At 63.2% G+C, this 12271-nt stretch carries 12 protein-coding genes, 1 tRNA gene and 1 rRNA gene; 8 read left to right on the top strand and 6 right to left on the bottom strand.

Features of this window, described 5'->3' with window-relative positions:
- Positions 1–160: 160 nt before the first annotated feature.
- Positions 161–275, top strand: a 5S ribosomal RNA gene (gene rrf, locus LB536_RS19100).
- A 186-nt stretch (positions 276–461) separates the two neighbouring features.
- Positions 462–538 (top strand) — tRNA-Met (locus LB536_RS19095).
- A gap of 509 nt (positions 539–1047) precedes the next feature.
- Here LB536_RS19095 and tnpC read toward each other — a convergent pair.
- From tnpC to tnpA, 3 genes are all read right to left on the bottom strand, one after another.
- Positions 1048–2722 (bottom strand): IS66 family transposase gene (tnpC, locus tag LB536_RS19090; RefSeq protein ID WP_224595420.1). Its coding sequence is split into 2 segments (ribosomal slippage): positions 1048–1759 and positions 1758–2722, totalling 1677 coding nucleotides; the frame shifts between segments, so codons are not numbered across the junction.
- Between the two features lie 65 nt (positions 2723–2787).
- Positions 2788–3081, bottom strand: a complete 294-nt coding sequence (gene tnpB, locus LB536_RS19085) for an IS66 family insertion sequence element accessory protein TnpB (RefSeq protein ID WP_224595416.1) — start codon at positions 3079–3081, stop codon at positions 2788–2790.
- 49 nt (positions 3082–3130) lie between these two features.
- On the bottom strand, positions 3131–3481 hold the full coding sequence (gene tnpA, locus LB536_RS19080) for an IS66-like element accessory protein TnpA (RefSeq protein WP_224595414.1): 351 nt from the start codon (positions 3479–3481) through the stop codon (positions 3131–3133).
- 688 nt (positions 3482–4169) lie between these two features.
- Between tnpA and LB536_RS19075 the strand changes: the two genes are divergently transcribed.
- Positions 4170–4868: a winged helix-turn-helix transcriptional regulator gene (locus LB536_RS19075; RefSeq protein ID WP_140812358.1), complete on the top strand. Its 699-nt coding sequence runs from the start codon at positions 4170–4172 to the stop codon at positions 4866–4868.
- 87 nt (positions 4869–4955) lie between these two features.
- Here LB536_RS19075 and LB536_RS19070 read toward each other — a convergent pair whose 3' ends face one another.
- From LB536_RS19070 to LB536_RS19060, 3 genes are read right to left on the bottom strand one after another with little or no spacing between them, the layout of a single operon-like run.
- The gene (locus LB536_RS19070) at positions 4956–5726 is read right to left on the bottom strand and encodes an amino acid ABC transporter ATP-binding protein (RefSeq protein ID WP_140812428.1); all 771 of its coding nucleotides are present in this window, start codon (positions 5724–5726) and stop codon (positions 4956–4958) included.
- Complete coding sequence (locus LB536_RS19065) at positions 5726–6385, bottom strand: amino acid ABC transporter permease (protein WP_140758185.1); 660 nt, start codon at positions 6383–6385, stop codon at positions 5726–5728. The genes LB536_RS19070 and LB536_RS19065 overlap by 1 nt, the downstream gene beginning before the upstream one ends.
- Positions 6375–7034, bottom strand: coding sequence for an amino acid ABC transporter permease (locus LB536_RS19060; protein ID WP_224595412.1), 660 nt, complete (start codon positions 7032–7034; stop codon positions 6375–6377). The genes LB536_RS19065 and LB536_RS19060 overlap by 11 nt, the downstream gene beginning before the upstream one ends.
- Positions 7035–7460: 426 nt before the next feature.
- On the opposite strand from LB536_RS19060, the gene trbB reads away from it, so the two are divergent.
- Genes trbB through trbJ form a run of 5 tightly spaced genes read left to right on the top strand, consistent with a single transcriptional unit; the run spans position 7461 to position 12270 of the window.
- Positions 7461–8444 carry a P-type conjugative transfer ATPase TrbB gene (trbB, locus tag LB536_RS19055; RefSeq protein WP_140758305.1) on the top strand — a complete coding sequence of 328 codons (984 nt, stop codon included), beginning with the start codon at positions 7461–7463 and terminating at the stop codon, positions 8442–8444.
- Positions 8441–8776, top strand: a complete 336-nt coding sequence (locus LB536_RS19050; RefSeq protein WP_140812360.1) for a TrbC/VirB2 family protein — start codon at positions 8441–8443, stop codon at positions 8774–8776. The genes trbB and LB536_RS19050 overlap by 4 nt, the downstream gene beginning before the upstream one ends.
- Positions 8773–9054: a VirB3 family type IV secretion system protein gene (locus LB536_RS19045; protein WP_224595410.1), complete on the top strand. Its 282-nt coding sequence runs from the start codon at positions 8773–8775 to the stop codon at positions 9052–9054. Before LB536_RS19050 ends, LB536_RS19045 begins: the two co-directional genes overlap by 4 nt.
- Before the next feature lie 10 nt (positions 9055–9064).
- Positions 9065–11515: a conjugal transfer protein TrbE gene (trbE, locus tag LB536_RS19040; protein ID WP_224595408.1), complete on the top strand. Its 2451-nt coding sequence runs from the start codon at positions 9065–9067 to the stop codon at positions 11513–11515.
- Entirely contained in the window at positions 11512–12270 is a 759-nt protein-coding gene (gene trbJ / locus LB536_RS19035) for a P-type conjugative transfer protein TrbJ (RefSeq protein WP_224595406.1), read from the top strand. The genes trbE and trbJ overlap by 4 nt, the downstream gene beginning before the upstream one ends.
- Position 12271: the final 1 nt, after the last annotated feature.

Genomic DNA, 12271 nt, shown 5'->3' with positions numbered 1-12271 from the left:
CCAGCGCTCACGCATGAGCGGCCCCTTCGGGGCCTATGCTCCGCGAGGGCGCCGGTAAACCGGCGACGCGCAGTCGCACTTGCGGGCTTCGCCCGAAGGCAAACTGCAAACGTCGCCTTGGCACAGAAAACAGCTTCTCGAACAACGTGCGTTTTGCCGACCTGGTGGTCATGGCGGAGCGGCTGCACCCGATCCCATTCCGAACTCGGCCGTGAAACGCTCCAGCGCTGATGGTACTTCGTCTCAAGACGCGGGAGAGTAGGTCGCTGCCAGGTCTGCTAAACGCACGTTTACGTGTCACATCGTACTTTCCAAAAATCGAAGCCGATTTTTGGGTCGATGTGATGAAATCTTCTCTGCACATGGCCCGCCAACGGGAAACCTCGGGCCGCTCTAAGCGGCCCTTTCATTTGGTGGACATCCTTACTATCTGTAGGCCTCGGCTTACGTCCAACGGTTGACGCGGGGTGGAGCAGCCCGGTAGCTCGTCAGGCTCATAACCTGAAGGTCACAGGTTCAAATCCTGTCCCCGCAACCAATTTTGCCATAAATCACCGGCCGTCTCGATCTGAACAATCGAGACGGCTTTATTGTTGGACTGGCACACAATCGTCGTGGGCGACGATCAGCCGGACCCAAACAGCCAGTCTTCAACACAAACTGCCCTAGCCTAGCGCAGACCTTCCCTCGCCAGGCTTCGCGGTCAACAAGTTGGCACCGGCGTTTTACACGGAATGGTCGCGATGATTTGTACTCATCCGGTGAAGACCGCAGGCGTTCGTATCCGGCGGCCATGACACCGCAGTGCTGAGGTCAAGCTTTCGATGGGGAGACGCGATGATATTCTTCGAGGAGGAGTTCGACCTCCTCGATGCCTTCATCGGTGAAGGCCAAGATCCCGTCGTCATCGTTGGCCCGTAGACCCAGATGACGCCGTCCTCGGGCTCGAGACCGAGCGTCAGGTCCTGGATGAGCTCTTCGCTGACGCCGAGGTCCCTGGCGACACGTTCGACGGTGTGAACGTGAAGCACCTTATTGCGCTGCATATCAGGCCGCCGCTGGTTGAGTCCGCAGTTTTGCGGATCTCCAATTCCATGGCAGCAAATCATCGATCCGATGGGCCGGATAGGCGGGCAGTCGGGCGAGGACGTCGGCGAGCCAGGACTGCGGGTCGATATCATTCATCTTGGCGCTGACGATCAGGCTGTAGAGAACGGCAGCGCGCTGTCCGCCGCGATCGGAACCGCAGAACAGCCATGACTTTCTGCCGAGAGCGATGCGGCGCAGGGCTCGCTCGGCTGCATTGTTCGACAGACAAATCCGCCCATCGTCCAGGAACCGGGTGAAGGATGACCAGCGGCGCAGCATGTAGTTGAAGGCCTTGGTCAGATCGTGTCCGCGGGGGAGCTTGTCGCGTGTCTCGATCATCCAGCGCTTGAGCTCGGTGATCAGTGGCAGGCTCCGCACCTGGCGCGCGGCGTGGCGTTGGCCTGGCGACATGCCGTTGATCGCGCGCTCGATATCGAATAAGGCATCGATGCGCTTCACGGCTTCAACCGCTCGCGGATGGACCAGGTTGGGCTTGTCGCCGCGCGCCTTCTTGCGCGCCGCCGCTTCGATATCGGCCAGCTCGAACACTTTGGGCCGGCCGTGGGCCCAGCAGCTGGCTTCCAGAACAGGCGCCGGCTGACGACCCGACGCATAGAGATCGACATAACCGCCAAAGGCATCGGCCTGCAGAATGCCGCTCCAGCCGGCGATGCGCCGCGGGATGTTCCCCTCGGCGATCGCGGGAATTGTAGAACACTGCCGCCGGCGGATCGGCGCCGCCGAACGGTCGGTCATCGCGCACATAGGTCCATAATCGGCCGGTATCGGTCTTGCCCTTGGCCAGGACTGGCACCGTCGTGTCGTCGCCGTGCAGACGTGAAGCGGCCAGCACATGGGCTTCGAGCCGCTTGAACAGCGGCATCAGCGCCGCGCCGCCGGCGCCGACCTGGTCGGCGAGCGTCGACAGGCTGAGCGGCACGCCTTCGCGGGCATAGCGTTCAGCCTGGCGGTTGAGCGGCTGATGCTGGCCGAACTTCTCGAACAGGATCATCGCCAGTAGGCCGGGACCGGCCCAGCCGCGTGGGGTGGCGTGCAACGGCGCCGGAGCCTGGCTGATCGCCTCGCAGTCGCGGCAGGTGAACTTCTCCCGCACGTCTTGGATCACCTTCCATTGCCGTGGCACCACCTCCAGCGTCTCGGTGATGTCCTCACCCAGCTTGCGCAGCCGGTGACCGCCGCAGCAGTCGCAAGCGGTCGGCGCCGGCTCGACCACGCGCTCGCGTGGCAGATGCTCGGGAAATGGCTGGCGCGCCGCTCGCTTGCGCACATAAGGCGCCACCTCGGTGGTCCGGGCCGCGGCTTGTGCGGCGGCGATCTCGTCTTCCGTCGCCGTGCTCTCGAGTTCCTCGAAGGTGAGCTCCATCTGGTCGTGCAGGCGGGCTGAGCCTTCAGAACTCTGACCGTGCAGCGCCCGCTGCAGCTCCCGGATCGTCAGGTCCTGATGTGCGATCAGCGCCGCATCATCCGATGCCTTGGCCCTGGCGACCGCCAGTTCGGCCTCGACCAGCGCAGCGCGCGCGGCCTCGTCTTCGGCTCTGGCCAGCGCCGCGCTCAGCGCTGCTCTCAGCGCGCCGATATCGTCCGGAACAGCATCCTGGGCGGTGGCAACCATGCCCTGGAGTGAATCATAAAACGCGTCCGCTGGCTCGCGGAAAATGGCGCAAATCAAAGAAAAACTCAGCCCGCGCGCCGCGGGCGGAACGTGTGGCGCGGGTTGCGCCAATCGATCCCGTCGAGCATGTAGGCGAGCTGCGCCGGTGATATGGAAACCGTGCCGTCCGCCGGCGACGGCCATAGAAACCGGCCCTTCTCGAGCCGTTTTGCATACAGCGACATGCTGAGCCCATCATGCCAGATAGTCTTGATCAGATTGCCGTTGCGGCCGGGGAAGACATATAGATCGCCGGCATGCGGATCCCGGCCCAACGTCTCCTGGACCTGCAGAGCGAGGCCTTGCATCCCACGACGCATATCGGTCCGCCGACCGCCAACCAGATCCGCACCTGGCTCGGAACCGGGATCATGATACGCCCAGCGCCTTCACCATCGCCGCCGCAAGGGTCGGCGGCGTGGTCAGCGGAATCCGCAGCCGCACCTTGCCGGCGATCTCCAGCTCGATCACGGCTGGTGGCGCCGGCACCGAAGCGGCGGCAGGCTCATCGCGAACCACGACAACTTCGGCAAAGCCCGTTTCCCGGGCTCTTAACGTGCGGCGCCACTTATAGATCAGGCTGGTCGCGACATCGTACTGACGCGCCGCCGCCGCCACTGTGGCCCTCGGCGCGAATGCTGCGGCCAGTATCCGGCACTGATCCTCTTCACTCCAACGACGACGGCGTTCGGGCCCGGTCAATATCGTCATCTGGCTCATGGCTGTGCTGCGAACTCCGCTCGTAAGGACGACCTTAAGAGCGCAGCCTCGCTACCGGCCCATGTTCGCGCAAGGCGGCCCTCGCCGGAGGCGTACGATGATTTGAGCTCCGAGCTCCTTGCTCGGGTCGCCGACCAACGAGTCGAAGGCGAGAATTCCAACCTTGTAAGTCATGCTTGTCGTCCGCCTGGACGCGCCCCGAAAACGTGGCGGATGATCTTCCCCAGATGTCATTGGAGCATATTGAGGGGTGCGGCCTTGGAGCGGCGAGGGGACTTGCCTACATCGCTCATGTCGTCGATATGAAGGTCGATGAGGCGCCGAAAGTTTTAAGGCGCGCTATACGGGACTTGGTCGGCGACTCACCGCGTTCGACTAAGCGCTCGGTTTCGGTCGCCCAGCGACGCGCGTCGTCTCGGCGCAGGAAGGTGGTCTCACTGACGTAGTGACCTTTGCGACGAACTTGGACACGCCAGGAACCGGACGAGAGCTTTGGGTAGGTGGCCATATATTCGTGTGCGCTCCGTGTGCGACGAGAGATCGAAAAGTGGCGAAAATTGTCGCATTCTGGCGTAAATTCGTGTGCACTCGGCAGCTTCTACCGATTTGATGTTACATAAAAAATGGCGAAAAATCAGACAGAGTGGCCGTTTGCGCCCATGGTGCCTCGGATTCGGTTGATGGACGCATGAAGCCACTGGCCCTGATCTCCTCAAAGGACCCGGATTTCTTCCTGGTTTTCGGCCACATCCTCTCGGTTGCCGGCTTCGAAACCCGACTGATCACGGCAGACAAGGAAATCGCACGTGTCATCAAGGCGGCGGCGCCGCTTGCCGTTATCCTGGACTGTCAACCCGGCGACGGCAAAATCGCCAAACAGTGCCTGTCGCTGAAATCGAGCGAAGCGACGGGAGGCATCCCCATCGCAGCCCTCGTCGCTCCCCGTTCCGGCAAGCTGCAGCTCGAACTGATCAAGGCTGGCGTCGACGAGATATTTTCGCGGCCGTTTGCGCCCGAACAGCTGCTGACCTGGCTGCATGGCAAAGCGGGTCTTGCGAAGCTATCGCGCGAAACGGACTCGGGAGATGTGGTGCATGGCGATTTTCGGCTCGAGCGACAGACCCACCGGACATTCTTCAAGCAAAACGAGATTGTCATGCCGCCGATCGAGTTCAAGCTTTTGCGAAGCCTTTTGGCAAAACCAGGCAAGGTTTTCAGCCGCGAGGAACTGGTCGCGACCGCATGGCCTGAACATGCCGCCGCAACTGATGTGCGGGGCGTCGACGTTCATATAGCAAGGCTGCGCAAAAGGCTTCGGGCATCCGTGGGAAGCGATGTGATCAGGACCGTCCGCTCCGCAGGCTACGCGTTCGCGCCGGAGTGGTAACCTGCTTGGCGCGTCCGGCACCTGCCGGACGCGTGTTGGCGTCCGTCCGAGCTCTTGGCCGGCACGCCGGGTCACAGGCATCTGCCCTCAATGGCTCAGGATGGTATCGAGGAACAGCCGGGCGCGTGGGTGAGCGGCTCTAGAGAAAAAGTCATTGGAAGAGGCATGCTCGACAATGCGGCCTTCGTCCATGAAAACGATCTCGTCCGCGACTTCGCGTGCAAAACCCATTTCATGGGTCACGCAGACCATGGTCACGCCGGTTCCCGCCAACGCGATGATCACGTCCAGGACTTCCTTGATCATTTCCGGGTCAAGCGCCGAGGTGGGTTCATCGAACAGCATGATGCGGGGATTGAGGCAGAGAGCGCGCGCGATCGCCGCTCGCTGTTGTTGACCGCCCGAGAGCTGGGCCGGGTAGGCATGCGCCTTTTCGGGGATGTGCACCGTCGTCAAATGCTGTATGGCGATCTCTTCGGCCTCGCGCGCCGGTTTCAGGAGAACCCGGCGCAGCGCCAGCGTGCAGTTGGCGAGCACGGTGAGGTGCGGAAAGAGATTGAAGCTCTGGAAGACCATACCTGTCTGTCGGCGCGCCCGCGCGGTATCGCGAGCATCTTTTCCCAGAGTTATCGCTTCGAACTGGATCGTTCCCTTCTGGAAAGGTTCGAGACCGTTGATGCAGCGGATCAATGTCGACTTGCCGGACCCGGACGGTCCGCAAACGACGACGCGTGCGCCCGCTCGTACCGTCAGATCGATGTCTTTCAAAACCTGCAGGGCACCGAACCACTTGTTGAGGCCGTCGATACGCACAAGGGGGAAGGATTGAGCGGTGGAGATTGGGGCTTGAGCGAGCATCAGCGACGTCCAGCTGCAAGCAGGCGCTGCTCGATGCACTTCACGCCATAAGAAACGATCAGCGCCAGGGCGAGAAACAGAACGCCGGCGACGGTCAGCGGCTCCGCGTAACGATAGGTCTCGGAAGCGATATCGAAGGCGCGCCCGAGCATTTCCGGCACGGCCAGGATCGCGAGATAAGGCGTCGCCTTGAGGATCGAAACCAGGTAGTTGCCGAGCGGCGCGGCGATGTTGCGCAGCATTTGCGGTCCGATGATGAAAATGATCGTGTCGCGGCGGGTGAGCGACAAGGCTCTGGCTGCTTCCAGCTGGCCGCTTGGAATTGCGTCGATGCCCGCCTTGAACACCTCCGCCAGATAACCGCTGTAGTACAGGCTCAGCCCCAGTATGCCCACCGTCATGGCGCCAAGGCGGATCCCGTAGAAGGGCATGACGAAATACAGGAAATAGAGCCAGGCCAGGACCGGCGTTGAGCGGATGAAGTCGATCAGGAAGCGCACGGCGAGGCCAGGCGCTCCGCCCCCGCGGCGGATCATTTCGAAAGTGAAGCCAAGCGCCGACGCACCGAGGCAACTCAAGACCGTGGCGAGCAGGGTATTCCCTATCGCGCCGATTATGGTCGGGATGGTCGAGAGTGCGAAATCGAGGTTAAATCCCACGAGGCGTTCCTCTTTCGGGATTGACCCGCTTCTCGAGCCAGCGTCCGGCGAGTGCGATCGGATAACAGACGACGAAGAAGGCTAGCAGCAGCGCCGAATAGATCGCGACCGGGTCGTATTCGGTCTGCGAGATTTCCTTGGCGCGGAACGTCATGTCCGTCAACGTGACCAACGAGACAAGGGAAGTCGCCTTGACGAGCTGAATAAGGTTGTTGACGAAGGTGGGACTCATGGCGACCAACGCCTGGGGGAGCTCGATCAGAAGCAGGATCGCCGGGCGCGAGAGGCCGAGCGCCATGCCAGCCTCGCGCTGGCCGGCAGGAAGAGATTGGAGCCCGGCGCGCACCGCCTGGCTGGCATAGCCGCCGCTATTGAGGCCGAGCACCAATGCACTGACGGTCAGCGCCGATAGAGTGACGCCCACGACCGGCAGCACGTAGTAAAAGACGAAAAGCAGGACGACGACCGCGGAGCTGCGCCAGAATTCGATCACGGCGGTAACCAGAAAGCGCGCTATACCGGTGGTCAGAAACTGCGCGACGCCGAAAACGAGCGCGAAGGGGACCGCGAAGACCAGGCCGTAGGCTGTGACCTGTGCGGTGATACCCAGCCCCTGCAGAATGCCCAGCCAGATGTCCAGCATGCTCACGGGGTGCCACCCCTCTTTGTCGAGGCGGGTGACGACGATGTCAGTATCGTTTCGGCGTGCCTGAGGAAGGCGGCGTTGCGTTGAGAAATCGCGCCCTCTGGACCGGACCTCATGGCTATCCTCCGCGCCGTGAAAAGGACGATCGGCTGTACGGCCAGGCGATCGATGGCTCTCTCTTAAACCCGGTGGGAGTCGGGTGTCAATAAACATGAACATAGTATTGCGGAAGTTTATATTGCGCGCATTTGCGGTGAATGGCGCAATGCGTCGCCGTAGACCGCCACGGCCTGCGGCGACGCCGTTCGCCGGTATTTGCGCGCTACGCTACGACGGCGGCTGAAACGCGTTGAATCGGACTGCTCCAAGGCTTTGATCGTCCCCGACCCGGGGACAGTTCGACGTGTTCCCGGCCCAAGCGGGGACAGGATGGCTATCTCGCATAACGATACCGAGGGACGCGCGCGCAGCTCGCGTATGCTGCGGACCGCGCTCGGACCCGCCATCGCCCGGTTCCTAGACGATCCCGCGATCGTTGAGGTTATGCTGAACCCGGATGGCCGGATCTGGGTGGATCGGCTTTCGGAAGGTTTGGCCGATACGGGGGAAATGCTCGCGCCTACCGCTGGCGAGCGGATTGTGCGCCTGGTCGCCCATCATGTCGGCGCTGAGGTCCATTCCCGTTCCCCGCGCGTCTCGGCCGAATTGCCGCAAACCGGCGAGCGTTTCGAAGGCCTGCTGCCGCCCGTGGTCGCCGCGCCGGCTTTCGCGATCCGCAAACCTGCGGTCGCCGTGTTCACGCTCGATGACTATGTCGCGGCGGGCATCATGACTTCTGGCCAGGCCGCGATGTTGCGCGCCGCGGTTGCTGGCCGCGCTAACATCCTCGTTGCCGGTGGCACATCGACCGGCAAGACGACCCTCACCAACGCGCTGCTCGCCGAAGTGGCGAAAGGGATGGATCGGGTCGTCATCATCGAGGACACCCGCGAACTGCAATGCGCCGCGCCCAACCTTGTCGCAATGCGCACCAAGGATGGCGTCGCCACGCTCTCCGACCTGGTTCGTTCCTCGCTGCGCCTGCGGCCTGATCGCATCCCAATCGGCGAAGTGCGCGGCGCCGAGGCCCTGGACCTCTTGAAGGCATGGGGCACAGGGCATCCCGGCGGTATCGGCACCCTTCATGCGGGGTCCGGTATTGGCGCTCTGCGCCGCCTTGAGCAGCTTATCCAGGAAGCCGTCGTCACTGTCCCGCGTGCGTTGATCGCCGACACGATCGGCCTTGTGGCTGTCCTGTCCGGACGTGGCGCCGCGCGGCGGCTTAGCGAACTCGTTCGGATCGAGGGTCTCGGCCCCGACGGCGATTATCGCATTGCTGAAGCCAAGCCCACTAACCCAGGAGAAACCTCATGATCCGCCTCCTTGCACACTGCCACGGCAATATGGCCGCAGGAGCCGTCGCCCTAGCCGTCAATCTCCTGGTCGTGTCGAACGCCCATGCCTCGGGCTCCTCGATGCCGTGGGAACAGCCGCTCGAAAAAATCCTGCAGTCGGTCGAGGGACCGGTGTCGAAGATCATCGCCGTCATCATCATCATCGTCACCGGCCTGACGCTGGCCTTCGGCGACAGTTCGGGCGGTTTCAGGCGGTTGATCCAGATCGTTTTCGGCCTTTCGATCGCCTTCGCGGCGTCGAGTTTCTTCCTGTCGTTCTTCTCGTTCGGCGGCGGAGCGTTGATCTCATGACGGCAGCTTTCGAACAATTCGACGCGGTGCCGGGGTGGTCGGTGCCCGTCCATCGGGCCCTGACCGAGCAGATCCTGCTTGGCGGCGCGCCGCGCGGAATCGCGATCCTGAATGGCACGCTGGCTGGCGCTGTCGGTCTTGGGCTGCGGCTCTGGCTGGTCGGTCTTCTCATCTGGGCAATCGGACATGTCATGGCGGTGTGGGCTGCCAGGCGCGATCCGCTGTTTTTCGAGGTCGGACGCCGGCACCTGCGGCTGCCCGGGTATCTGTCGGTTTGAGGGCGTCGTTATGATGAGCCTTGCCGAATACCGCCGGACCGCTGCCCGCCTTGCCGACTATCTGCCTTGGGTCGCTCTCGTCGCGCCGGGCGTCGTGCTCAACAAGGACGGCAGCTTTCAGCGCACCGCGAGGTTTCGCGGGCCCGATCTCGACTCCGCCGTGGCGGCGGAACTTGTTGCGGTGGCATCGCGCATCAACAATGCCTTCCGTCGCCTCGGCTCGGGTTGGAGCATCTTCGTTGAAGCACAGCGGCACGAAGCGGCTTCCTATCCCGAAAGCCAGTTTCCCAATGCGGCCTCCGGCCTGCTCGACGCCGAGCGCAAAGCCGACTTCGACGAGGAAGGAGTTCATTTCGTATCGAGCTACTTTCTCACATTCCTGTTCCTGCCGCCGCCCGAAGACGCCACGCGCGCCGAGGGATGGCTTTATGAGGGCCGCGACCAGTCGGGCGCGGACCCGGGTGAGATCATGCGCGCCTTTGTCGACCGGACAGAGCGCGTGCTGTCCCTGCTCGACGGGTTCATGCCCGAATGCCACTGGCTCGATGACGGCCAAACGCTGACCTACCTGCACACGACGGTCTCCACCAAACGCCATCAGGTGCGCGTCCCCGAGACCCCGATCTATCTCGATGCGCTGCTGGCCGACGAGCCGCTCGCCGGCGGGCTCGAACCGCGGCTTGGCGACAAGCATCTTCGCGTGCTCACCATCGTCGGCTTCCCGACCGCCACGACACCCGGCCTGCTTGACGACCTCAATAGGTTGGGCTTCCCGTACCGCTGGTCGACCCGCGCGATCCTGCTCGACAAGGTCGACGCTGTCCGCCTGTTGACCAGGATACGGCGGCAATGGTTCGCCAAGCGCAAGAGTATCGCCTCGATCCTGAAGGAGGTGATGACCAACGAGGCATCAGCACTGCTCGACACCGACGCCGCCAACAAGGCGGCCGACGCCGATACGGCGCTGCAGGAGCTCGGCGCCGACATGGCGGGGATGGCCTATGTCACCGCGACCGTCGCCATATGGGATTCCGACCCGCGCGTGGCCGACGAGAAACTGCGGCTCGTCGAGAAAGTCATCCAGGGCCGCGACTTCACGGCGATTGTCGAGACCGTCAACGCCGTCGACGCCTGGCTCGGCTCCTTGCCAGGGCACGCCTATGCCAACGTCCGCCAGCCGCCGATCTCAACGCTCAATCTCGCCCACATGGTCCCCCTCTCTGCCGTGTGGGCGGGGCCGGAACGGGACGAGCATCTGGTCAGTCCTCCCTTGCTTTATGGCAAGACCGAAGGCTCGACCCCGTTCCGGTTGGTCCTTCACGTCGGCGATGTTGGCCACACGCTGGTGGTCGGCCCCACCGGCGCTGGCAAGTCGGTTCTGCTGGCGCTGATGGCCCTGCAATTTTGCCGCTACCGCAATGCTCAGATCTTCGCCTTCGACTTCGGCGGCTCGATTCGGGCGGCGACGCTAGCCATGGGCGGCGACTGGCACGATCTCGGCGGTCATCTTACCGAAGGCATGGACGCCTCCGTTTCGCTGCAGCCGCTCGCCCGCGTTCATGACACGTACGAGCGCGCTTGGGCGGCTGACTGGATCGTCGCGATCCTGACGCGCGAGGGCATCGTGATCACCCCGGACGCAAAGGAGCATATCTGGGCGGCGCTGACGTCGCTGGCTTCGGCTCCGGTCGAGGAGCGCACCATCACCGGGCTCAGCGTGCTTTTGCAAGCCAATGACCTGAAACAGGCGCTTCGTCCTTACTGTGTTGGCGGCCCTCACGGCCGGCTGCTCGACGCAGAGGCCGAACACCTCGGCCAAGCATCCGTGCAGGCGTTCGAAATCGAGGGTCTGGTGGGCACGCAGGCCGCGCCGGCCGTCCTATCCTATCTGTTTCATCGCATCGGCGACCGGCTCGACGGTCGTCCGACACTGCTCATCATCGACGAAGGCTGGCTTGCCCTCGACGATGACGCGTTCGCCGGGCAGTTGCGCGAGTGGCTGAAGACGCTTCGCAAGAAGAATGCCAGCGTCGTCTTCGCCACCCAGTCACTCTCCGACATCGACAATTCGGCCATCGCGCCGGCGATCATCGAAAGCTGTCCGACCAGGCTGCTGTTGCCCAATGAACGCGCGATTGAGCCGCAAATTACCGCCATCTATCGCCGCTTCGGCCTGAACGACCGCCAGATCGAGATCCTGGCGCGAGCGACACCCAAGCGCGATTATTACTGCCAGTCGCGCCGCGGCAACCGTCTCTTCGAGCTCGGCCTGTCCGAGGTCGGGCTGGCACTTTGCGCCGCGTCCTCGAAGAGCGATCAGGCCCTGATCGGCAGCATCATCGCCGAGCACGGCCGCGACGACTTCCTGTCAGCTTGGCTGCGTGCCCGCGATGTCGGCTGGGCCGCCGACCTCATTCCCGATCTCACCGCCCCTGAACCTGAAAAGGATCCCCAACAATGACTATTCGTCAAAGCCGCCGGCGCGCCCTTCTGCTGGCCGCGGCGATGCTCGCCGCGCCGGTCGCGATCTCGCCGATGATGACTGCGCCAGCGCATGCCTTCATCGTGTTTGATCCGTCGAACTATTCCCAGAATGTCCTGACGGCCGCGCGTTCGCTGCAGCAGATCACGAACCAGATCACCTCGCTTCAGAACCAGGCCCAGATGCTGATCAACCAGGCGCGCAACCTGGCGAGCCTGCCTTTGTCCTCGCTCCAGCAACTGCAACAGTCGGTGCAGCGCACGCAACAGCTTCTCGGCGAGGCACAGAACATCGCCTTCGACGTCCAGCAGGTCGACAAGGCCTTTCAGCAGCAATACGGCAGCGCCTCACTCTCCGCTTCCGACCAGCAGCTCGTCACGGACGCGCGTTCGCGCTGGCAAAACACGGTAGGCGGTCTCCAGGACGCCATGCGCATCCAGGCGGGCGTCGTCGGAAATATCGAGACCGGTCGCGCGCAGATGTCGGCGTTGGTCGGCGCCAGCCAATCGGCGACCGGTGCGCTGCAGGCAACGCAAGCCGGCAATCAGTTGCTTGCGCTTCAGGGCCAGCAGCTTGCGGACCTGACCGCCGTGGTAGCCGCCAACGGTCGCGCCCAGGCGCTGACCGAAGCTGAACGTGCCGCCGCGGTCGACCAGGGCCGCGAGCAACGCCGCCGCTTCCTGACCCCTGGCTCCGGGTATCAGGCCGGCGACGTTCAAATGTTCAACCGCTGAG

The sequence above is a fragment of the Mesorhizobium sp. ES1-3 genome (genome assembly GCF_020164795.1).
Lineage (GTDB): Bacteria > Pseudomonadota > Alphaproteobacteria > Rhizobiales > Rhizobiaceae > Mesorhizobium.
The sequence above is the reverse complement of the archived record's forward strand: the minus strand, read 5'-3'. Positions and strand labels throughout refer to the sequence as shown.

Coding starts and splice junctions, on each gene's coding strand:
- tnpB (WP_224595416.1), bottom strand. CDS start 3,081: ATGCGTCGTGGGATGCAAGGCCTCGCTCTGCAGGTCCAGGAGACGTTG.
- tnpA (WP_224595414.1), bottom strand. CDS start 3,481: ATGAGCCAGATGACGATATTGACCGGGCCCGAACGCCGTCGTCGTTGG.
- LB536_RS19075 (WP_140812358.1), top strand. CDS start 4,170: ATGAAGCCACTGGCCCTGATCTCCTCAAAGGACCCGGATTTCTTCCTG.
- LB536_RS19070 (WP_140812428.1), bottom strand. CDS start 5,726: ATGCTCGCTCAAGCCCCAATCTCCACCGCTCAATCCTTCCCCCTTGTG.
- trbB (WP_140758305.1), top strand. CDS start 7,461: ATGGCTATCTCGCATAACGATACCGAGGGACGCGCGCGCAGCTCGCGT.
- LB536_RS19050 (WP_140812360.1), top strand. CDS start 8,441: ATGATCCGCCTCCTTGCACACTGCCACGGCAATATGGCCGCAGGAGCC.
- LB536_RS19045 (WP_224595410.1), top strand. CDS start 8,773: ATGACGGCAGCTTTCGAACAATTCGACGCGGTGCCGGGGTGGTCGGTG.
- trbE (WP_224595408.1), top strand. CDS start 9,065: ATGATGAGCCTTGCCGAATACCGCCGGACCGCTGCCCGCCTTGCCGAC.
- trbJ (WP_224595406.1), top strand. CDS start 11,512: ATGACTATTCGTCAAAGCCGCCGGCGCGCCCTTCTGCTGGCCGCGGCG.